Origin of the sequence: Zoogloea sp. LCSB751 (genome assembly GCF_002028455.1) — a bacterium.
Lineage (GTDB): Bacteria > Pseudomonadota > Gammaproteobacteria > Burkholderiales > Rhodocyclaceae > Zoogloea.
Map to the genome: position 1 here is coordinate 128,609 of NZ_MWUM01000008.1, position 21,869 is coordinate 150,477.

The 21,869-nt window shown below is 67.0% G+C and carries 19 protein-coding genes; 4 read left to right on the top strand and 15 right to left on the bottom strand.

The genetic code is table 11. The features are described 5' to 3' along the window. Positions 1-16 precede the first annotated feature (16 nt). Positions 17-1,024 (top strand): phospholipase A, encoded by a 1,008-nt coding sequence (locus tag B4920_RS11490; protein WP_079434828.1) that lies wholly within the window; start codon positions 17-19, stop codon positions 1,022-1,024. A 45-nt stretch (positions 1,025-1,069) separates the two neighbouring features. On the opposite strand, the gene B4920_RS11495 is transcribed toward B4920_RS11490, so the two are convergent. The 6 genes from B4920_RS11495 to B4920_RS11520 form a co-directional block, all read right to left on the bottom strand. After that, on the bottom strand, positions 1,070-3,496 hold the full coding sequence (locus tag B4920_RS11495) for an ABC transporter substrate binding protein (RefSeq protein WP_161493291.1): 2,427 nt from the start codon (positions 3,494-3,496) through the stop codon (positions 1,070-1,072). Between the two features lie 94 nt (positions 3,497-3,590). Further along, entirely contained in the window at positions 3,591-4,760 is a 1,170-nt protein-coding gene (locus B4920_RS11500) for an ABC transporter permease (protein ID WP_079434830.1), read from the bottom strand. Continuing rightward, positions 4,757-5,911, bottom strand: coding sequence for an ABC transporter permease (locus B4920_RS11505; RefSeq protein ID WP_079434831.1), 1,155 nt, complete (start codon positions 5,909-5,911; stop codon positions 4,757-4,759). Before B4920_RS11505 ends, B4920_RS11500 begins: the two co-directional genes overlap by 4 nt. Next, positions 5,908-7,866, bottom strand: coding sequence for an ATP-binding cassette domain-containing protein (locus B4920_RS11510; RefSeq protein ID WP_079434832.1), 1,959 nt, complete (start codon positions 7,864-7,866; stop codon positions 5,908-5,910). Before B4920_RS11510 ends, B4920_RS11505 begins: the two co-directional genes overlap by 4 nt. An 8-nt stretch (positions 7,867-7,874) precedes the next feature. After that, positions 7,875-8,942, bottom strand: a complete 1,068-nt coding sequence (locus B4920_RS11515; protein WP_079434833.1) for an HlyD family secretion protein — start codon at positions 8,940-8,942, stop codon at positions 7,875-7,877. Positions 8,943-8,954: 12 nt separating this feature from the next. Next, positions 8,955-10,235 (bottom strand): TolC family protein, encoded by a 1,281-nt coding sequence (locus tag B4920_RS11520; protein WP_161493292.1) that lies wholly within the window; start codon positions 10,233-10,235, stop codon positions 8,955-8,957. Between the two features lie 196 nt (positions 10,236-10,431). On the opposite strand from B4920_RS11520, the gene B4920_RS11525 reads away from it, so the two are divergent. Continuing rightward, positions 10,432-10,956 carry a M48 family metallopeptidase gene (locus tag B4920_RS11525; protein ID WP_079434910.1) on the top strand — a complete coding sequence of 175 codons (525 nt, stop codon included), beginning with the start codon at positions 10,432-10,434 and terminating at the stop codon, positions 10,954-10,956. 82 nt (positions 10,957-11,038) lie between these two features. Here B4920_RS11525 and B4920_RS11530 read toward each other — a convergent pair whose 3' ends face one another. The 9 genes from B4920_RS11530 to B4920_RS11570 form a co-directional block, all read right to left on the bottom strand. Beyond that, the gene (locus tag B4920_RS11530) at positions 11,039-12,085 is read right to left on the bottom strand and encodes a helix-hairpin-helix domain-containing protein (protein WP_079434835.1); all 1,047 of its coding nucleotides are present in this window, start codon (positions 12,083-12,085) and stop codon (positions 11,039-11,041) included. A gap of 169 nt (positions 12,086-12,254) precedes the next feature. Next, positions 12,255-13,709: a ribonuclease G gene (gene rng, locus B4920_RS11535; RefSeq protein ID WP_079434836.1), complete on the bottom strand. Its 1,455-nt coding sequence runs from the start codon at positions 13,707-13,709 to the stop codon at positions 12,255-12,257. 158 nt (positions 13,710-13,867) lie between these two features. Continuing rightward, positions 13,868-14,467: a nucleoside triphosphate pyrophosphatase gene (locus B4920_RS11540; protein WP_079434837.1), complete on the bottom strand. Its 600-nt coding sequence runs from the start codon at positions 14,465-14,467 to the stop codon at positions 13,868-13,870. 4 nt (positions 14,468-14,471) lie between these two features. Further along, positions 14,472-14,942: a 23S rRNA (pseudouridine(1915)-N(3))-methyltransferase RlmH gene (rlmH, locus tag B4920_RS11545; protein WP_079434838.1), complete on the bottom strand. Its 471-nt coding sequence runs from the start codon at positions 14,940-14,942 to the stop codon at positions 14,472-14,474. 46 nt (positions 14,943-14,988) lie between these two features. Then, positions 14,989-15,357, bottom strand: a complete 369-nt coding sequence (gene rsfS, locus B4920_RS11550; protein ID WP_079434839.1) for a ribosome silencing factor — start codon at positions 15,355-15,357, stop codon at positions 14,989-14,991. A 4-nt stretch (positions 15,358-15,361) separates the two neighbouring features. After that, positions 15,362-16,015: a nicotinate-nucleotide adenylyltransferase gene (nadD, locus tag B4920_RS11555; protein ID WP_079434840.1), complete on the bottom strand. Its 654-nt coding sequence runs from the start codon at positions 16,013-16,015 to the stop codon at positions 15,362-15,364. Next, positions 16,002-16,775: a BPSS1780 family membrane protein gene (locus tag B4920_RS11560; protein WP_079434841.1), complete on the bottom strand. Its 774-nt coding sequence runs from the start codon at positions 16,773-16,775 to the stop codon at positions 16,002-16,004. The genes nadD and B4920_RS11560 overlap by 14 nt, the downstream gene beginning before the upstream one ends. A gap of 4 nt (positions 16,776-16,779) precedes the next feature. Continuing rightward, positions 16,780-17,577 (bottom strand): BPSS1780 family membrane protein, encoded by a 798-nt coding sequence (locus B4920_RS11565; RefSeq protein WP_079434842.1) that lies wholly within the window; start codon positions 17,575-17,577, stop codon positions 16,780-16,782. Positions 17,578-17,685: 108 nt separating this feature from the next. Further along, positions 17,686-18,633, bottom strand: coding sequence for a homoserine kinase (locus B4920_RS11570; RefSeq protein ID WP_079434843.1), 948 nt, complete (start codon positions 18,631-18,633; stop codon positions 17,686-17,688). Positions 18,634-18,714: 81 nt separating this feature from the next. On the opposite strand from B4920_RS11570, the gene B4920_RS11575 reads away from it, so the two are divergent. Both B4920_RS11575 and B4920_RS11580 read left to right on the top strand, forming a co-directional pair. After that, positions 18,715-20,712 carry a UvrD-helicase domain-containing protein gene (locus B4920_RS11575; protein ID WP_079434844.1) on the top strand — a complete coding sequence of 666 codons (1,998 nt, stop codon included), beginning with the start codon at positions 18,715-18,717 and terminating at the stop codon, positions 20,710-20,712. A gap of 221 nt (positions 20,713-20,933) precedes the next feature. Continuing rightward, complete coding sequence (locus B4920_RS11580; RefSeq protein WP_079434845.1) at positions 20,934-21,830, top strand: PEP-CTERM sorting domain-containing protein; 897 nt, start codon at positions 20,934-20,936, stop codon at positions 21,828-21,830. The last annotated feature ends 39 nt before the right edge of the window (positions 21,831-21,869 follow it).

The window sequence follows — 21,869 nt, forward strand, 5'->3', positions numbered from 1 at the left end:
CAGGAAGGGAGTATGGATGGTAGGCAAGACGGAAGCGGGAAGATGCCGGCTGGGAGCTGCGCTGTTGGTAGCGACCGGCGTGCTTGCGGCACCCGTCGCAAACGCCGGTGATCCGGCAGCCTGCGCGGCGATCGCCGATAACACCGAGAGGCTGGCCTGCTACGACGCGGCGGTCGGCCGCAACCACCAGGAGGCGCCGCCGGCCCCGGTTTCCGATTCGCCGCCGTTTACTGCCCGCTGGGAGTTGGACGCCGAGGACAAGCGCGGCAGTTTCCTGATCAAGCCCTACAAGCCCACCTACATGCTGCTCGGGCGATGGACCACGTCCGCCAACCGCCAGCCCGGCTCGCCGAGCCCCTTGCACAGCGTAAGCGAACCCCAGGACGTGGTGCCAGTGGAGGCCAAGTACCAGATCAGCTTCAAGACCAAGCTGTGGGAAGGCCTCGTCGGCCATCACGGCGACCTGTGGCTGGGCTACACCCAGCAGTCGAGCTGGCAGGTGTACAACAAGAGCAATTCCTCGCCGTTCCGCGAGACGGACTACGAGCCTGAACTGATGGCGGTGTTCCGCAGCAATCTGGACGCCGGGCTGGGCTTCAAGGTGAAGATGCTGGCGCTGGGGCTCAATCACCAGTCCAATGGCCGCGCGGTGCCGCTGTCGCGCAGCTGGAACCGCATCACCGCCCAGGTCGGCGTGGAGCGCGGCGACTTCGCGCTGGTGCTGCGGCCGTGGTATCGCCTGCCCGAGAAGGCCAGCCACGACGACAACCCGGACATCGGCCGCTACCTGGGCTACGGCGATCTGCAGGCCATGTGGAAGTTCGGCGAGCACGGCATCGGCCTCAACCTGCGCGGCCCCTTGCTGGCCGGCCGTGGCTCGGTCCAGCTCGACTGGAGCTTCCCGATCCACCGCAATCTGAAGGGTTTCGTACAGCTGTTCAACGGCTTCGGCGAGACGTTGATCGACTACAACCACCGCCAGACCACGCTCGGTATCGGCGTTTCACTGGTGGACTGGCTGTAGCTGCAGATTCCACGGAGGGTTCTGGTGAGGCGGATTCGTTCGCCCCTACGGTTGCAGGCGGACGGTGAACCAGAAGGTGCTGCCTTCGCCCGGTGTGCTGTCCACGCCGGTTTCGCCGCCCATCAGGCGGGCCAGTTTGCGGTTGATGGCGAGGCCGAGGCCGGTACCGCCGTGGCGGCGGGTGAAGGAGCCGTCGGCCTGCTCGAAGCTGAGGAAGATGCGTTGCTGGTCCTCGGGCTTCACGCCGATGCCCGAGTCCTGCACCTCGAAGCGCAGCAGTAGTCCGGCGGCATCCTCCCGCAGCACGCGGCCGCGCAGGGCGACGAAACCCCGCTCGGTGAACTTGGCGGCATTGCCGACGTAGTTGATCAGCATCTGGCCGATGCGCTGCGGGTCGCCCTTCAGGCGCGTCGGCAGGCTGCCAAGGTCCACCGTGTAGTCCAGGCCGCGGGCCTGCAGGTCGGCGCCGGTGGCCTCGGCCACCCGGCGGGCCAGTTCGTCGACGGGGAATTCCCTGGCGTTGATCGGGATGCGGTCTGCATCGAGGGCCGCCAGGTCGAGCAGGTCGTCGAGAATCTGGTGCAGGGCACCGGCGGCTTTCAGGACCCGTTCCAGGCGGTCCCGCTGGGTGGCATCGCTGCTCTTGTCCCGCAGGATGCGGGTGAAGCCGAGGATGGCGTTGAGCGGGGTGTGGATTTCGTGGCTGAGGTTGGCCAGGAAGGTACTTTTCGCCCGGTTGGCGCTCTCGGCCAGTTCCTTGGCGGCCTGCAGTTCGGTGGTGCGCAGGCTGACCTGGGCTTCCAGGTGCTGGCGGTGCCGCTCCAGCTCGGTCAGCATCTGGGTCCTCTCGGTCTGGTCCACGAACTGGATCAGCAGGTGCTTCTCGTTGTTGAGGTGCACCGGCAGGATCAGGCAGTCGGCCCGGATTTCCCGGCCGAAGGAGGTCGTCACATGGATCTGGCGCTGCTGGCGGGTATCGGTCTGCAGGGCCCGCAGGCAATCGTCATGGATTCCGGTCGCGTGCCAGGCGTGGATGCTGTGGAAGCTCTGGGCCAGCAGCTGTTCGCGGGTCGCGCCCACCAGGCGGGCGTAGCTCTCGTTGGCCATCACGCAGGGGCCGGTGTCGCGGTACACGCCGATCGGTACCGGCGAGGCCAGCAGCACGGTTTCGGTGACCGCCACCGCTTCGCGCAGGCTGCACTCGGCGCGGCGGCGTTCGGTGACCTCGTCGGTGAGCTGGGCGTTGGCGTTGGCCAGCTCGGCGGTGCGTTCGCGCACCCGTGCTTCCAGCAGGCTGCGTTCCTCGGCGAGTTCGGCGAGGGCCTGGCGGCGCTGGCCGGCGATGCGCACCAGGGCGACGATCAGCAGGCCTTCCAGCACCACGACGAGGATGGCAGCGAGGATCTGGCCGCGATGCAGCGCCCACAGGCTGCTCGGGGCATCGATGATCTCGGCGCCTTCGGGCAGGGCGCTGAGCGGGATGTCGAAGCGTTGCAGCGTAGGGTAGTCGAACAGGTCGCGGGTCGGTGAGCTCATCGTGACCGGGATGTCGGACGCCTTGCGTCCGTCGAGGACCTGGCGTGCCAGGCGGGCGGCCTCGCGGCCCTGGTCGAGACCGTTGAGGACGTGGCCGCCGAGCACACCAGTACCGAGATGAAAATCCCAAAAGGTGTAAACCGGCACCGGGCTGGCAGCGGCCACCAGGCGGCCGTTCTCGACCGGCGTCAGCGCGCGTCCCTCGCCGCGGTCGCTGGTCTGCCCGGCGAGGAAGACCAGCGCGTTGGGCGGCAGGGACTGCAGGCGCTCCCGGATGGTCTGCATCGAGGCGTCCTTCAGCACGCTCACCTGGAAGCGTGCCTTGTAGCGGGGCAGGATGCTGGTTTCGGCCTCGCTGGCGCTGCGCGCGCTGCTCGGGTCGCCGGTGGACAGGATGAAGACCAGCTGGCGCGTGGCGGGATGGATTTTGAGTGCCAGCTTCACCGTGGCGCCGATGTCGATCTCCTCGTTCACGCCGGTGATGTTGGTGATGCCTTTCAACGCCTCGGGGCGGAAGTGGTTGAAGCCGCAGAAGACGATGGGCAGGCCGGGAAACAGGCGTTCCCGGTGGCGGATCGCGAAGTCGAAGGCGTCGTTGTCGGACACGATCAGCAGGTCGTGCCGGTAGCCGCGGTACTTGATCGCCATGGCATCGGCAAGGATGTCCATGCGGGCGGTGTCGGGGAAGCGGCGAGCGTCCAGGTACTCCACCGACAGCTCCACCTGGCGCGTGTCGTCTGAGAGCTCCTTGCGGATGCCCTCTTCGATGGCATCGCTCCACGCGTAGCCCGGATGATAGGAATTGAGGAAGAGCACATGGGGCGGCGGCGGCCCATTGTCGGCCCGGGCCAGCCCTTGCAGCAGGCACAGCGCGACACCCGCCAGCAGGCACAGGCTGCGGACGAGCAGGGGGCTGAGGGCGGATGGACTTGGCAAGGCTGGCATCGACAAAACTGTTCTTGTTATTCGAACAAGACTCTACGCCATTCCGTAACGGAAGGTGCGTTGCCGAGGCCTCTTGCTGCCGGGCTCAGCCGAACTGGCGGCTGAAGCGGCGCATGCCGGCGGCGAAGACGACGACGCCGAGTACGCTCATCGCCAGCACCGAATCCCACAGCAGGTCCATGCCGACGCCCTTCAGCAGGATGCCGTAGGCGGCGTCGAGGAAGTAGTGCAGCGGCGAGATCCAGGCCAGCCCGCGCATCCACGGGGGCATCGCCTCGATGGGTGTCCACGCGCCGGAGAGCAGCAGCATCGGCATCAGGATCACCACCGTCAGCATGCCGACCTGGGCCAGGTTGCGGGCCACGGTGGCGGCCAGCAGGCCGAGGCCGGCGGTGGTGAATACGTAAAGGGCGGTGATCAGGAAGAAGCTGACGAGGCTGCCGCGCATCGGCAGCTGGAACAGCGGGCCGAGCACCCCGAACAGCGCGATGGCGCTGCCGGCGAGGATCACCAGCGTCATCGCGACGACCTTCGGGAAGAGGATCTGGAAAGACGTCAGCGGCGTGACCATCAGCTGCTCGATGGTGCCACGCTCCTTCTCACGGACCATCGCCGCCGCCGGCAGCAGGATGGAGAAGAGGGTCACGACGGTGAGCAGCTCGGAGATGCCCATGAACCACGCGTCGTTCTGGTTGGGGTTGTACCACACGCGGGTGTCGGCTTCGACCAGCGGGCCGGCGATGCCGCCGGCTGCACCCAGCCCTTCCCGCTGGGCGGCGGCTTCGAGGGCGTACTTGCCGACGATCTGCGCACCGTAGCTGGAGGTGAGGAAGCCGAGCACCGAGTTGGAGGTGTCCACCTGCAGTTGTACCGACACCTGTTCGCCGCGCTGCAGGCGTTCCTGGAAGCGCGGCGGGATGTCGAGCACGGCCATCACGTCGCCGTCGTCGAGGCGGCGGATCGCCTGGCGGGCGTCGGCCACGCTGCCGGCAGGTTGGAAATAGGGCGGCTGGAAGCGGCTCGCCAGCTCCCGCGAGGCGAAGCTGCGGTCGCCGTCGAGGGTGGCGATGGCGGCGTTCTTGAGCTGCATGCTGACCCCGGAGGCGGCCATGTAGATGTCGCCGGTGAAGCTGTACAGAAAGAACACCATCAGGGCCGCGTCGCGGAACAGTTGCAGCAGCTCCTTCTGCGTCATCACCCGCAGGCGGCGCAGGCCGGCCACCGAGAGGAGTCCGCCGTTCGTCATGTGGCTCATGCTTTCGGCCTCTTGGTGAACAGCAGGTAGCCCAGCCCGAACAGGCCTACCGCGTAGGCGGCCAGCACCAGTACCTCGACCCACAGGGCGTGCCAGCTCACCGCTTTCAGGAAGCAGCCGACGACGATGTTGGTGTAGTACATCGGCGGCAGCGCGTGGGCCAGCATCGATGCCGCCGGCGACAGGGAGGGCAGCGGCAGCAGCACGCCGGAGTAGAGCACCGCCGGAATGATGCTGACGATGCTGGCGACGATCATCGCCGCCACCTGGGTTTGCACCAGCATCGAGATCACCAGTCCGATGCCGGTGGTGCAGATCACGTAGAGCACCGTGGCGAAGGCGAAGAACAGCGGGTCGCCCTTGAAGGGCGAGCCGAACAGCCAGGTGGCGAGCAGCCACAGGAACATCGCGTTGGCGATGGAGATCGCCACGTAAGGCGCCAGCTTGCCGAGCAGGAATTCGCCCGGCGAGACGGTGGACGAGTAGATGTTGAAGATGGAGCCGGATTCCTTTTCGCGCACCACGCCGACGGCGGTGAGGAAGGGCGGCGACAGCATCATGATCAGCATGATCAGTTTGGGCGCCAGCGACCAGATGCTCTTCACGCTCTGGTTGTAGAGGTAGCGCACCTCCAGCTTGACCGGCTGGACCCGCTGGCGCGCCTCGGCGAGCGGAATGCCGCGTCCGCGGGACAGGGCGTGGGCCATGTTGTCGAGGCTCACCGCGCTGTTGATGGCCGCCACGTAGCCCATGCTGGTCTGGGTGCGTTCCGGGAAGGTGCCGTCGATCAGCACCTGCACCGGTGCCGGCTCGCCGCGCCCCAGGCGTTCGTCGAAGCGCGGCGGGATCACCAGCACCATGCGCACCTGGTTGTCGGCGAGCAGCGCGTCCACGTCGTGCTCGTCGGCGGCGTAGCCCTGGAAGGCGAAATAGCGCGACGAGATGAAGCGGTAGGCGTAGTCGCGGCTGGCCGCGGTCTTGTCGTAATCGACCACCGCGAAGGGCAGGTTTTCCACGTCGAGGGTCAGGCCGAAGCCGAACAGCAACATCAGCATGGCCGGCACGACGAAGGCCAGCGCAAAGAACAGGCGGTCGCGGATGATCTCGCGCCATTCCTTCCAGGCCAGGGCGACGATGCGTTGGCCGTTCATGGCGATCTCCGTCCGGCGTCTTCCAGCGCGGTGATGCGCTGCACGAAGACGTCTTCCATCGACAGCGGGCGCAGGCCGACCGACTGCACCGCGATGCCGGCTTTGTCGAGCAGGGCCGGCAGGCGTTTACGGTCGGTGTCGGCATCGCGCGACAGCAGGTGCACGGCCCGCCCGTGCAGCGCCACGTTGGCGAAGCCTGCGTCGCGCAGGGCGTTCTGGGCCGGCACTGGGCGGTCGACGCGCAGCTCGAGCAACTGGCCGGCACGGGTGACCAGCTCCTGCTTCATGGCCTCCGGCGAGGCGTCGGCGACGACGCGGCCGGCGAACATCAGGGCCAGGTGGTCGCAGTGCTCGGCCTCGCTCATGTAGTGAGTGGTCACCAGGATCGCCACGCCTTCGCGCCGTGACAGGTGAAAGAGGATGTCCCAGAACATGCGGCGGCCGATCGGATCGACGCCGGAGGTGGGCTCGTCGAGGAACAGCACGCGCGGCTCGTGGACCAGCGCGCAGCCGAGGGCCAGGCGCTGGCGCAAGCCCATCGGAAGGCGGCCAGCGGCGTCGTTCTCGAAGCCGGCCAGCCCGGCCATGCCGATCACCCAGTCGCTGCGCTGGCGCGCGCGGCGGTCGTCGAGGCCGTAGATGCCGGCGTACAGGCGGATGTTCTCGACCACCGACAGGTCGTGGTACAGGGAGAAGGCCTGGCTCATGTAGCCGATGCGCTCCTTGATGGCCAGCCCGGCGCTGCGCATGTCGGCACCGGCCACGCGGCCGGAGCCCGACGAGGGCTTGAGGATGCCGGTGAGCATCTTGATCACCGTGGTCTTGCCGGCCCCGTTGGCGCCGAGCAGGCCGAAGATCTCGCCCTGGGGCACCGCAAAGCTCACCGCGTCGGCGGCGCGGAAATCGCCGAAGACACGGGTCAGGCCGGTGGCTTCGATGGCCAGCGTCGAGGTCGGAGCGGCGGCGGGTGCGTCGGCTGGCAGGCTGGTGTCGAGTCGCGCTCCGCGCTGACGCAACATGGCTACGAAGACATCCTCTAGTTCGGGCTCGCGGTCAAACCACTCGGTGACTTGAATGGCAGTGCTGGCGGGGGCGGACGTGGCAAGACAGGTGTCGACAGCCGCCCGCGCTTGGGCCGCATCCAGCCCTTCGGCAAACACCCGCAGCCAGGCGCCCATTGCTTCGGTCTGCGGGAACTGCGCTTTCAGGCGCGGCAGCGCGTCGGCCTGGGGTTCGGCGCGGAACAGGGCGAGGGTGCCGGGCACGCGGGCGATCAGTTCGGCCGGTGTGCCTTCGCCCATCACCTTGCCCTCGTGGAACAGGGACACGCGGTGAAAGCGGTCGGCCTCGTCCAGGTAGGCGGTGGACACCAGCGCGGTGATGCCTTTTTCCTCCAGCAATTTACCGAGGATGGCCCAGAAATCGCGGCGCGACACCGGATCGACCCCGGTGGTTGGTTCGTCGAGGATGACCAGCTCGGGTTCGTGGATCAGCGTGCACACCAGCCCGAGCTTCTGCTTCATGCCGCCGGACAGCTGGCGCATCGGGCGGTTGCGGAAGGCGTCGAGGCGGGTCATGCCGAGGAGCATGTTCTTGCGCTCGGCCAACTCCGCGCCCGGCACGCCGCGCAGGCGGCCGAAGAAATCCACGTTCTCCTCGATGGACAGATCCGGGTAGAGGTTGAGGCCCAGCCCCTGGGGCAGGAAGCCGATGCGTTGCTTGACCTTTTCGGCGGCCCGCTCGGAATCGATGACCGTGCCGAAGACTTCCACCGTGCCGCCGTCGTGGGCCAGCACGCCGGCCACCGCCTTCATCAGGCTGGACTTGCCGGCCCCGTCGGCGCCGACCAGGCCGTAGATCTCACCGCGCTGCACGGTCAGCGCCAGGCCGTCGGCGGCCAGGCGCTTGCCGTAGCGCTTGGTGAAGCCTTCGACGCGGATGGCAGTGGCGGCCATGGTGGTGTTTACCAGCGCGGTGCCTGCCAGGGCACGCCGTCCTTCCAGCGGATTACTGCGTCGGCGGGTACGCCGGGGGTCAGGCGGTGTTCGGGGTTGGCGTCGAAGTAGAGCTTCACCGCGTAGGTCAGCTTGACCCGCTCGTCGGGGGTCTGCACTTCCTTCGGCGTGAATTCGGCCTGGGACGCGATGTAGCGGGTGGTGGCGGGAAAGGCCTTGTCGGGGAAGGCGTCGGTATACACCTGCGCCGGCAGGCCGAGGCGCAGCTGGCCGATCTGCTTTTCCGGCACGTAGACCTTGAGGTAGAGCTTGTTGAGATCCACCAAGTCGAAGATGGGCGTGCCGGCAGCAACCATCTCGCCCGCTTCGCGCAGGCGGGTGAGGATCACGCCGCCGGTCGGCGCGCGCAGGGTGAGGTCATCCACCAGGCTGGCGACTTCCTTCGCCGCCGCTTCGGCCTGGCGCAGGCCGGCTTCCAGCGCGGCGACGTCGTTCTCGCGGGCTTTCACCTTGTCGTGGCCGAGGCGGGCGGAGCTGAGGCTCTGCTCGGCCTGGCGCAGGTCGGCGGCGGAGCTCGTGTGGGCGAGGCGCATCTGCTCGGCGCGGCGGGGTTCGACGGTGCCGCGTTCGGCCAACTCGTCGAAGCGCCGGGCATCCTTGGCGGCCTGGGCTTCGGCAGCGCGGGCCTTGGCGAGCACGGCGTCGGCGCTGGCTTCGGCCAGCGGCACTTCGCGGCGGGCAATGGCCAGCTGGGCGCGGGCGGCCTGCAACTGGGCGGCGATGGTTGCGACAGCGGCGTCGGCCTGCTGCTGTTTGGCGGCGAGCTGGGTGTCTTCGAGTTGAGCCAGTACCTGCCCGGCCTGCACGGCGTCGCCCTCGCGGGCCTTCAGCACCGCGATGCGCCCGGCCAGCTTGCTGGCGACGGTGGTGTGGTCGCCCTCGATGCGGCCGTTGGCCTGGATCAGACCTTCCGGCAGCGCGCCGCTGCCGGCGAAGCGCTGCCAGGCCCAGATGCCGCCGCCGACGACGGCCACGGCCACCAGGCCGATCAGGAGGTTCTTCTTGTCGAATCGCATGGCGGGCTCCCGTTACAGCTCGCCGACGGCCTTCTTGAGCCGGAGCTGGGCGAGGTGGAGATCGTAGTGGGCGTTGAGGTGATTGCTGTCGGTGAGGCTGCGCAGGGCTTCCGCGTCGAGCACCTCGGTGTGGGTGCCGACGCCGTTGCGGTAGCGGTCGCGGGCGACCCGCAGGTTTTCGTCGGCCTGGGCCAGCGCTGTGCGGGTGGTAGCCAGGCGTTCGTCGGCTTCGCCGACGGCCAGCCATTCCTTGCGGACTTCCAGCGCGATCAGGCTGGCGGCGTCGTCCTGGCGCTCGCGGGCGGCGCGGGCTCGGGCCGCTGCGGCATCGGCGCGGCGGTGCTGCACGTTGCCGTCAAAGAGGTCCCACTGCACGCCGACCATCAGCTGGGCCACGTCCTGGTTGACCCGGTAGCGGTTGTCCTCGTGCAGCACCGCGGCCTTGATGCCGACCTGCGGGCGGGTGCCGGCGCGTTCCATCTCGGCTTCGTGGTCGGTGGCTTCGGCGTGGGCGCCGAGTAGCGCGATTTCCGGGCGCAGGCCGCGGGCACGGGCTTCGAGGGCGGCGATATCCGGGCGGGCGGTGCTATTTGCGGCAGGTTCGGCGATGTCCACCGGATTGTCGAGCGGGCGGCCGAGCAGGCGGTTGTAGGCTGCGGCGGCGAGTTCGGCGGCATTGCGGGCCTGGGTCAGGCGCTGGCGGGCGTCGGCCTGGGCGACGGCCACCGACAGGATGTCGTTGCGGGCCACCAGGCCCTGCTTGCCGAGCTCGGCCACATCGGCCGCATGGGCGTCGAGGGCGGCCAGATGGCGTTCGGCGGCGGCCAGTGCGCTGCGCGCCCGCAGCACGTTCAGGTAGGTCTCGGCGACGTCGAGCTTGATGGCCTGCTCGCTGCGCGTGCGCTCGAAGCCACTGGCTTGCACACCGGCCTCGGCGGCATTCACCGCGGCGCTGATGCGCCCGCCGGTGTACACCGGCAACGTGGCCTGCAGCGCGTGGGTCGCGTAGTTGCGCTCCGATAGCGGCATCTGGTCGGGCAGCGTGACGCCGGGGATGGGAGGCAGGCCGATCAGCGCGGCCGGCTCCCGGCTCAGCATCGTGTAGCTGGAGCTGGCGGTGGCTTTCGGCAGCGCCAGCCCGCGGGCGGCTTCGTGGGTGGCGCGGGCAGCGTCGGCTTCCGCGTCGGCGGCACGCAGGCGGGCATCCACGGACAGGGCCTGGCGCCAGGCGTCGGCCAGGGTTTCAGCCGACCAGGCCGGCAGCGTGGTGGCGAGCAGCACGGCCAGCAACATGGGGTGTGCCCAACGACGTGGGCCTGTTGCAGGGAGATGCTGGGGACGGGGAGCCTTCATCGAATCCTCCACCGGGTAGTTAATGACTAATTGGTCAGTAAATTACGCCGACAGGATATCCCCTGCATTGCGGAAGATCAAAGTGCCCCTGCGTCAACCGCTAGAATTGCGTCCTTCCGTTCCGTTTGTGCTGCAGATGTCCGTTTCCGTGTCCCTCAAATATCTTTCCGGTTATCCCGACAATCTGGTCAGCCAGGTGCGCGAGCTGCTCGATGAGCGCCGTCTAGGCCCGTTGTTGCTGGAAAAGTACCCACAGGCCCACGAGGTGCGCAACGACACGGCCCTGTATGAGTATGTGACCGAGCTGAAGGCGCGCCATCTGCGTAACGCCGAGCCCCTCAGCAAGGTGGCTTTCGATGGCAAGCTGCAGACGATTCACAATGCGCTGGGTACGCACACCACGGTGGCGCGGTTGCAGGGCAGCAAGCTGAAGGTCAAGCGGGAGATCCGTGTCGCCAACTTGTTCCGTGAGGCGCCGCCGGAGTTCTTGAGGATGATCGTGGTGCATGAGCTGGCGCACCTGAAGGAGCGTCAGCACGACAAGGCCTTCTACCAGCTGTGCTGCCGCATGGAGCCGGATTACCACCAGTTCGAGTTCGACGTGCGGGCCTGGCTGTGCTGGCTGGAGGCGACGGGCGACGGGGTATGGACGACAGCCTGACGGTTTCCCCGTAGGAGCGCATTCATTCGCCCCGGCAGGGGAGATGGCGCGGGGGCTCCCGTGGTGGGAGCCCCGGTGTGACTTACAGGCTCAGGTTGTCCTTCAGTTTGTCGAGCAGCTTGGCGCCGATGCCTTTGACGGTGAGCAGTTCGTCGATGGTCTTGAAGGGGCGCGCGGCGATGATAGCGGCGGCGGCGGCCTTCGGCAGGCCCTTCACGGCGGTCAGTTCGGCGGCACTGGCGCGGTTGATGGAGACCTGCGTCGGTCCGCCGGTCTTGGCCGCAGCCTTTGGAGCGGCCTTGCGGGCGGCCTTGGGCTTCGCGGCGGGCTGCGGCTCGACGGCCAGCGGGGCGGTGTCGGCGGCGGTTTCGGCGGGCCAGTTGACCGGCAGCGAGAAGTTGGCGAAGTCGCGGGTGGCGTAGCCGGCGGCGGTCCATTCGCACAGCAGCAGGGTGACGTGCCAGGTGCCGGCGGGACGGGCGGCCAGCGGCAGGGTCAGGTCGAGGTTGTGCCAGCCGTTCTGGCCGGGCAGGGTGCCCAGGTTGGAGGCTGCCAGTTGAACGCCTTCGGGGGCGCCGGCGACGTAGGGCGCGGCCAGGGCCCACAGTTCGAGGGACAGGGTGCCGCTCAGGTTATCCGCCACCCGGGGATTCTCGATGCCGTCCACCCGCAGGCCGACGCTCTGTTCGCCGAGGCTGAAGCCGGCGCTGCCGGTCAGGCGCGGCTGTACGAAGCTCTCCTGGCGCGGGAAGTTGGCGAAGTCCTGCACCTTGTCGAACTGGCCGTCGCGGCCGCTGGCCAGGATCAGCACCATGCTGTGCTCGGTGTGGCCGGCGGGCGGCAGGGCCGCGGTAAAGGCGCTGATCCAGGTCTGGTTGAGGGCGTCGAGCTGACCGACCGCGAGTTCGGCCACCTTGGTGCCGCGGACCGCTTCGCCCGCGAAGGGCGCCTCGCAGGCCCACAGTTGCAGTGCCCATTCCTGGCCCGCGGCGATGTCGGGATTGCCGACCAGCAGTTCTGCGTCGAGGCGGACGCTGTCGCCGTCGAAGGCGTAGCCGTGGTTGAAGCCGATGCGCACGGCGCCGGCATGCTGGCCGGTGGCGGCCTGGAGGGTGTTCTGGGTATGCATTCTGAAATTCCTGCCTGGATCTAGGCGCGGAATTCTGAATGGCCCCGGATGGCAGCGTCAATCGCGTGGCGATTGAATATTTCGATGCACCGACCAGGGGCAAAAAACTGCGGCAAGCCGCGCCAATTGTAGGATGCGCTACATCGGTGCGGTTATGCGGATGGCGTTTTCAGAGCAGCACGATGTCGAACTGTTCCTGCCCGTAGCTGGCTTCCGGATGCAGGGAGATGGCCTTGCCGATGAAGTCCGACAGCATGCCCAGCGCCTGGGATTCTTCTTCCAGAAACAGGTCGATGACGTTCGGTGCGGCGAGCACGCGGAATTCCCGTGCATTGAACTGGCGCGCCTCGCGCAGCAGTTCGCGGAGGATCTCGTAGGCCACGGTGCGGGCGGTCTTCACCTCGCCGCGCCCACTACAGGTTGGACAGGGCTCGCACAGCAGGTGGGCGAGGGACTCGCGGGTACGCTTGCGGGTCATCTCCACCAGGCCGAGGGTGGTGAAGCCGTTCACGGTCATCTTGGTGTGGTCGCGGGCCAGTGCCTTGCGGAACTCCTCGAGCACCGCGGTGCGGTGTTCCGGGCTTTCCATGTCGATGAAGTCAACGATGATGATGCCGCCCAGGTTGCGCAGGCGTAGCTGGCGGGCGATGGCCTGGGCTGCCTCCAGGTTGGTCTTGAAGATGGTGTCGTCGAAGTTGCGCGCGCCGACGAAGCCGCCGGTGTTGACGTCGATGGTGGTCATCGCCTCGGTCTGGTCGATGATCAGGTAGCCGCCGGACTTGAGATCCACCCGCCGGGCCAGGGCCTTCTCGATCTCCGCTTCGACGCCGTGCAGGTCGAACAGCGGGCGCTCGCCGGTGTAGTGGTCGAGCAGCGGCAGCACCTGCGGCATGTATTCGGTGGCGAAGCTGGTCAGCTTCTGGAAGTTCTCGCGCGAGTCGGCGACGATCCGTGTGGTGGCGTCGGTGACCAGGTCGCGCAGCACCCGCTGGGCGAGGTTGAGGTCCTGGTACAGCACCGTGGGCGGACGGGCGCCGACGCTGCGGTTCTTGATCTCGGCCCACAGCTTGCGCAGGTAGGCGATGTCGGCGGCGAGCTCTTCGTCGCTGGCGTTCTCGGCCATCGTGCGGACGATGTAGCCGCCGGTCTCGTCGGGCGGTAGCAGGCGCGTGACGCGCTCGCGCAGGGCTTCGCGGCCAGCTTCGTCGCCGATCCGCTGGGAGATGCCGATGTGCTTGTCCTGGGGCAGGTAGACCAGCATCCGGCCGGCGATGGAGATCTGCGTGGACAGGCGCGCGCCCTTGGTGCCGAGGGGGTCCTTGAGGACCTGGACGATCAGGTTCTGGCCTTCGGCTAGGATGCGTTCGATTGGGCGTGGCGCGTCGCCATGGTGGCGGTCGGCCCAGATGTCGGCCACGTGCAGGAAGGCGGTGCGTTCGAGGCCGACGTCCATGAAGGCCGACTGCATGCCGGGCAGCACGCGCACGACGCGGCCCAGGTAGATGTTGCCGACGATGCCACGGCTGGCCGTGCGCTCGACGTGGACTTCCTGGACGACGCCCTGCTGCATGAGGGCGACGCGGGTTTCTTGAGGCGTGAAGTTGATCAGGTATTCGTCAGACATGATGCGGGAGGCAAACGGTGATGGGCGATGACGCATCGCGTGGATGTGCCATCGCCGATCGCCGCTCGTCCGGCATCGGTGGCGCAGTGTCAGCCGCGCCTCTGGTGTGTTGGTGTCCTCTCCTCCGATAGGCGACCGACTCTGATGGCCGGCGTCAGTCAGAGAGGATAGCCGAATTCCTGCAACAGGGCGGCAGTCTCGAACAGCGGCAGGCCCATGATGCCGGTGTAGCTGCCGCGGATCTCCTCGATGAAGACCGCCGCGCGGCCCTGGATACCGTAGGCGCCGGCCTTGTCGGCGGCCTCGCCGCTGGCCACGTAGCGGCGGATGTCCTGTTCGTCGAGGGCGCGGAAGCGCACCTCGCTGACCGACAGGCGCTGGGCATAGCGTTGGCCGTTGCCGACCACCACCGCGGTGAGGACCTGGTGGCTGCGGCCGGACAGGGCGCGCAGGATGTCTACCGCATGCTCCGCGTTGTCCGGCTTGCCGATGATCGCTCCGTCGAGCTCCAGCGTGGTGTCGGCGGCCAGCAGCAGGCGCGGTGGCAGGCTGCGCCAGCTTATGCGCTTGATGCCGCCGACGGCCTTGGCCATGGCGACCCGCTGCACGTAGCTGAAGGCGTCCTCGCCGGGCAGCACGTCCTCGTTCACGTCCGCGTCGGCCCGTGCCCCGGTGCGGAACAGCAGGGGTTCGAAACGCACGTTGATCTGCTTGAGCAGTTCGCGGCGGCGGGGGCTGTTGGAGGCGAGGTAGATCACGGCATCATTCCCGGTGGTACGGATGGTTCTTCGACAGGCTCCAGGCCCGGTACAGGGCTTCGGACAGCATCACCCGCACCATCGCGTGGGGCAGGGTCAGGCTGGACAGGCGCATCGTCTCGTGGGCGGTGGCCTTCAGGGCCGGGTCGAGGCCGTCCGGTCCGCCGATGATCAGCGCCACGTCGTCACCGGTGTCCTGCCAGCGCTCCAGGCGCTTGGCGAGGGCCTTGGTGGTCAGGTCCTCGCCGCGTTCGTCGAGGATCAGGCGCCGGCAGCGCGGCGGCAGGGCCGCCTCGATGCGTGCCGCCTCGAGGGCCATCATGGCTTCCACGGTCTTGCCGGTGGTGCGGGGCTCGGCCTTCACTTCGACGAGCTGCAGCGGCAGCTCGCGCGGCATGCGCTTGGCGAAATCGTCGAAGGCAGTGTCGACCCAGGCCGGCATGCGGGTGCCGACTGCGACGAGCAGGAGTTTCATGGTGCGGGGGGCGGCGCCAGCTGCGCCGCGGGCGGTGCGGAAGGGCTCAGGCGGCGCGGGCGGCGGCGCTGCCCGGACGGGACGGGCGTGCTGGTGTGGCGGACCACAGTTCTTCCAGGTTGTAGTAGGCACGAACGGCCGGCTGCATGACGTGAACCACGATGTCGCCAAGGTCAACCAGCACCCATTCGCCGGTTTCCTCGCCTTCCACGCTGACCACCCGCAAGCCGGCCTCGCGGGCCTTGTCGGCCACGTTGCGGGCCAGGGAGCGGGTCTGGCGGTTGGAGTCGCCGCTGGCAATGATCACCCGGTCAAACAGCGAGGTGAGACGCGTGGTGTCGATGACCTGGATGTCCTTGCCCTTGATGTCTTCGAGGGCGGAAACGACGAGTTGTTCGAACTGGGTGATTTCCATTGATTCAGATATAGAGTTGGTGCAGGGAAATATAGTCAACAACCGGCTGCGGGAGCAAATAGCGCAGGCTCTGGCCGGCGCCGCGACGGGCGCGGATGTCGGTGGCGGAGATGGCCAGCGGGGTCATCGAGAACTGCACCAGCGAACCGGCCGGGCGGCCTTCCAGGGCGTCCAGCGTGCCGTGGCGGCGGTGCGTGAGTTCAGCCAGCTCGGGCGACATGCGTGCGCTGTCCAGGCTGTAACCGGGGCGGTTGGCGACGGCCACGTGGGCAAAGTCGAACAGCTCGTTCCAGCGTTTCCAGGTCGGCAGGCCGAGCAGCGCATCGACGCCGAGGAGCAGCACCAGCGGCCGCTTCGGGCCCAGCTCGGCGCGCAGGCGCTCGAGGGTCAGGATCGTGAAGCTGGCCTGGGCGGCCTCCACCTCCGCCGGGTCCACTTCGAAGGCCGGGTTGTCTTCGGTGGCCAGGCGGGCCATCGCCAGCCGGTGTTCGGCCGAGGCGCCGGGGGCATCACGGTGTGGCGGCAGGCCGGCCGGGATGAAACGCACCTTTTCCAGGCTGAGGGCTTCGCGGGCCGTTTCGGCCAGGCGCAGGTGGCCGTAGTGGATGGGGTCGAAAGTGCCGCCGAAAAGTCCGAGGGCGTGTTCAGTTTGCATCATCAGGACCGATTCGATCGAAAACGTCCAGCGCGTTGGCGTAGAAGCTGGCGAAGACAACGGGTATGAAAACCACCGGGAAGGCCAGGGCTGGCAGCAGGCTGAGCAGCGGCGAGATCAGTTCGAGTACGCTGACCAGGACGCCGGCAGCGAGTGCCACGCTCATCAGGCCCAGCCCGAAGGCAAGGAAGGCGCGCCAGTTGCGCAGGCAGGCGACGAAGCTGAAGAACAGCGCCTTGGAGGCCGGGATGCGGCCCCAGCCGGCCAGCAGCGGGGCGAACCAGTAGGCCATCATCAGCGGCGTGGAGCCGAGGGTGCTGACCAGCAGCGCGACGATGAAGGACGGGTCGTCGAGGGTTTCGCTCCAGCTGGTCTTGCCCAGCACGGCCTTGAAGAGCTTGCTGTTCACTTCGGCGTCGAAGAGCATGCTCAGGCCGAGCACGATCAGCGTGCCGATGAAGTAGAGGCCGCCGATCTTGACCTGCTCCTGCAGGTTCTGGCGGAAGCCCGACACGAGGATCTCGGGGCCGGCCTTGCGCCGTTCGGCAATCGCTTTGCAGCCGTTGAAGATGCCCAGCGACAGGGCCGGCATCACGAGGAACATGATGACCTGGCCGATGAAGGGAATCGCGGCGACCAGCAGCAGGGACAGCGAACTACCGAAGACCAGGAAGGTGATCAGCGCCGGGTTGCGTCGCCACAGGGCGAAACCATCGACGATCCAGACCCAGCCGCGCTGGGCCGGCAAAGTGCGCGCCTGCATCTGCTCAGTCCGCCTTGACCGGGGCTGCCGCGTGGGGGGACACCAGCGCCGCGTCGCCGAAGACGTCCTGGTAGGACGCGTACAGCGTGCCGGCCAGCACAGGGACGAGGATCAGCACGCCGAGCCCGGCGGGAATCATTGCCACCCAGATCAGCACGTAGATCAGGATGCCCAGAACCACGAAGGCGCCGAAATTGTTGAAGCAGGCCGACAGGGACATCTTCATCGCATCGAGGGGTGGGGTGTCGCGCAGCACCACCAGCGGGGCGGCGAACCACAGGGCGGTGATCAGCAGCACCCACAGTACCGAGAACACGATGCTGCCGAGCAGCACGCCGCTGACCAAGCCCAGGCCGATGCCGGCCAGCGCACCGAGGATGTAGCCGGTAAGCAGCGCACCGCCACCGATCAGCACCGACACGAAGCCGGCGATCAGGCCGCCGAGCAGGTAGAACACGCCTACCAGCGACAGGTTGCCGGCATGCACCTTGAGGCCGGCGAACAGGTGTTCGATGTGCAACGGCTTGCCCTGGGCCAGCGCGTGGCAGCCGAGGACCATGCCGGCCACCATCACCGGGAAGCCGATCAGCACCACCGCCCAGCCAAGCAGCGGCACCAGCCCCAGCACGAACAGCATGACGATAAAGATCACGCTGATGGCGACCCAGACCCCCGGATTACGCGCGAAATAGAACCACCCGGCCTTCAGCCAGACCAGGCTTTCGAAGGGCGAAACATGCCTTGGGCGCGGATGGCGCGCGGCGTTATGGGGGTGGTGTGCCGGGGCAGCCGGTTCGGTCATTGTCGGGTGAGGGGAAACGGGGTGGAAAATCAGGATGTTGCGCTGCGACGAGATGCTAGCCCAAATTGCCCACCCAGTTCAAACCGGCAAAACCCTGCCCATGCCGTTTCAGGCCGGCAGCGCGGGTAGATCATGGGCCTGGGCACGCAGCTGCAGGATGCGCCGATACTCGCCCGGATCCTTCACCAGCACCATCTCGCCGGGGCGCGGCAGGTGGAAATCCTCCAGCCGCGACAGCCAGAAGCGCAGCGCTGCGGCACGCAGCACGGCCGGCCAGGCGCTGCGCTCGGTTGCCGTGAAAGGGCGGGATTCGGCGTAGCTGGCAAGCAGCGCGGAGGCCCGCGCCGCATCCAGCTGGCCGTTGGCGTCGGCGCACCAGTCGTTGACCGTCACCGCCACGTCGAACAGCAGGGCATCCACGCCGGCAAAGTAGAAGTCGATGACGCCGCCGACAAAGTCGCCGTCCCACAGCACGTTGTCGCGGAACAGGTCGGCGTGGATCACGCCTTGCGGCAGGGCGGCCAGATCGAAACCGGCCTGGAAGGCCAGCTCGGCGTCGAGTTCGGCCTGTTCGTCGGAGGGTAGATGGGCGTGCACGCGGGCGGCGCAGTCGTGCCGCCACTCCGCGCCGCGCGGGTTGGCCTGCTTGCGCCCGAAGGACTGCCCGGCCAGGTGCAGGCCGGCCAGCATCGCACCGATGCGTGCGCAGTGGGCCGCGCTCGGCGCCATTTCCGACCTGCCGGCCAGGCGCGTGACCAGCACCGCCGGTTTGCCCGACAGGGTGCCCAGGTATTCGTTGTCGCGATTGGCGATCGGTGCCGGCACCGGCAGACCGTGACGGGCCAGGTGGGCCATCAGGTGCAGGTAGAAGGGCAGCTCGGCGCGCGGCATCGTCTCGAACAGCGTCAGCACATAACGGCCGAGGCTGGTGGTGACGAAGAAGTTGCTGTTCTGCACGCCCGCGGAAATCCCCTGCAGGACATCCAGGCGGCCGATGGCGTAGTTGCGCAGCCAGACTGCGAGGTCGGCGTCGGTGACGGGAGTAAAGACGGACATGGTGCGAAGAGCTTACATCAGGCCGGCCCCTGCGGCGCGGTAGAATGCGCACCCGCTCCACCCGATGTCCGCAGCACGCTCATGTCGCTCCTCCTCAACGCTCCGCAACGTGAAGCCATCCATTACCTGGACGGTCCCTGCCTGGTGCTGGCCGGCGCCGGCTCCGGCAAGACGCGGGTGATCACCCAGAAGATCGCCTACCTGATCAGCGACTGCGGCTTCAACCCGCACAACATCGCCGCGATCACCTTCACCAACAAGGCCGCCAAGGAGATGCTGGAGCGCATCGAAAAGCTGATGGGCGGGCGCGCCACCAAGGGCCTCACGGTGTGTACCTTTCACGCCCTTGGCGTGCGTATCGTGCGCCAGGAAGCCGCGCTGCTCGGCCTCAAGCCGCAGTTCTCCATCCTCGACGCGTCGGACACCACGCAGATCATCGCCGAGATGACCGCCAGCACCGACAAGAACCGCGCCAAGGCTCTGCAGTGGCAGATCTCCAGCTGGAAGAACGCCCTCGTCGAGCCCAACGAGGCGGCCCACCTGGCCAACGACGAGATCTCGTCCGCCGCCGCGCTGCTCTACATGGAGTACGACAAGACCCTGCGCGCCTACCAGGGCGTGGACTTCGACGACCTCATCCGCCTGCCGGTCAAACTCTTCGAAGAGCACCCCGAGGTGCGCGAGCGCTGGCAGAACAAGCTGCGCTACCTGCTGGTCGACGAATACCAGGACACCAACCGCGCCCAGTACCGGCTGATCAAGCTCCTCACCGGCGTGCGCGCGGCCTTCACCGCGGTGGGCGACGACGACCAGGCCATCTACGCCTGGCGCGGCGCCGATGTGGAGAACCTGCGCCAGCTGCCGGTCGATTTCCCCAAGCTGAAGGTCATCAAGCTGGAGCAGAACTACCGCTCCACGACGCGCATCCTGCATGCTGCCAACACCGTCATCGCCAACAACGAGAAGCTCTTCGAAAAGAAGCTGTGGTCCGAGCATGGCGCCGGCGACCCGGTGAATGTGGTGGCCTACCAGACCCCCGAGCACGAGGCCGAAGCGGTGGTGATGAAGCTCTCCGCCCACAAGTTCGAGAACCGCACCCACTTCAAGGACTACGCGATCCTCTACCGCGGCAACCACCAGGCCCGCCTGTTCGAGCAGCAGCTGCGCAACCACAAGATCCCCTACGCCATCTCCGGCGGGCGCAGCTTCTTCGAGAACGCCGAGATCAAGGACCTGTGCGCCTACCTGCGCCTGATCGCCAACGAGGACGACGACCTGTCTTTCATCCGCTCGATCACCGTGCCGCGCCGTGGCGTGGGTGCCGCCTCCATCGAAGCCCTCAGCCGCTACGCTTCGAACCGCAACATCAGCCTGTTTACCGCGGCCTTCGAGGAAGGCGTCTCCGAGCATGTGAATACGCGCCAGCTCGAGACCGTGCGGGAGTTCTGCCACTTCATCAACCGCATGGCTCACCGCGCCCCGCGCGAACCCGCCGGGCAAGTCATCAACGACATGCTCAAGGCCATCAACTACGAAGCCTGGCTGTATGAGAGTTGCGAGCCCCGCGAGGCCGAGACCAAGTGGAGCAACGTCGGCGACTTCACCGGCTGGCTCGGACGCAAGGGCGAAGAAGACGGCAAGACCCTGTCGGACATGATCCAGACCATCAGCCTGATCACCATGCTCGACAAGGACGACGAGGAGCTCGACCAGGTCCAGCTCGCCACGCTGCACGCCTCCAAGGGTCTGGAGTTCAAGCACGTCTTCCTGGTTGGCGTCGAGGAAGGCCTGCTGCCGCACCAGTCGTCCATCGACGAAGACAAGATCGAGGAAGAGCGCCGCCTGATGTACGTGGGCATCACCCGCGCCCAGCGCAGCCTCACCATCAGCTACTGCGAACGCCGCAAGGCCGGCCGCGACGTGCGCACCTGCGACCCGTCGCGCTTCATCGACGAAATGGGCATGGAGGGCATCAAGCGCAGCGACCGCAAGAACCCCGAACCGGTCAGCAAGGAAGACGCGCGGGCGCGGATTGCCAATTTGCGGGCGATGCTCGGCAAGCCGCCCGCGGGCAGTTAGGTGCTGACGCGTCGAGGATTTTTACAGTGATGTCGTGGTTTGCTTTGGTTTGTATTTGGCATATTCCATAGGGAATCTCTCCGTCTCTTCAGGTCTATGAAAAGACAAGGGATTTTGTGCGGAAGTGAAAAAGCATAAAGATGTGGAAGTGGTGGCATGGACTGTGCATGAGATGATGAAAAGTGATCTCGACTACTAAAGCTCCCAGAGGAGAAGAAAACATGTCCTGCCTGACCAAGCTTGCCAAAAAAACCAGCCGTGGCCTGTCCGGCTTTGCATTTGCAGCTCTGGCCGTTGCGGCCACGCCGGCACATGCTTTGCTCAACCTCCAGAATTTCAACGACCTGTCGGCTTTCACCCTTAATGGCGTCACCTCCGTGATCAACTCCGGTGGGCAGGGCGTGGTTGGCCCCAACGCGGGTGACCAGCGTGTGCTGCGCCTGACCAACAATTACGGGCAATCCGGCAGTGCATTCCTGACTTCGCCCTTCTCCCTGGCCTCGGATGCCTCCTTCAGCAGCTATTTCGAGTTCCAGTTCACCAATCAAGGCGGTGGTGGAGCCGATGGCATCGTGTTCGCCGTGCAGACCGTCTCCAACACCGCTGGCGGCGGCGGCGGCGGTATCGGCTACGAGGGGCTTAACAAGAGCGTCGGCGTCGAGTTCGACAACTGGAACAACGGTTTCTGCGACGGAAACAACGACAACCACGTCGGGATCAACGTCAATGGCAGCGTGTGCTCCGTGGCCCGCGCCGACACCCTGCCGGACTTGCTCGACAGCCAGAAGATCTTCCATGCGTGGGTTGATTACAACGGTGTGACCGATGAGCTGGAAGTGCGTCTGGCCCTTACCGACACCCGCCCGACCAACGCGTTGGTGAGCTACACCGTGGATCTCGTGTCCATCCTCGGTACGACCAATGCCTACATCGGCTTCACCTCCGGTACCGGCGCAGCCACCGCGGACCACGACATCCGCCGCTGGGTGTTCGATGGCAGCTATGCACCGGTCGTCAATCCCGGCAATCCTAACGGTACGGTGCCGGAACCCGGCAGCATGGCACTGGTCGCACTGGGGCTTGCCGGCGTCGGCCTGCTCCGTCGCAAGAAGGCCTGAGCCATTCCCGATGCAAAGCGATGAGCCCCGCCTTGAGCG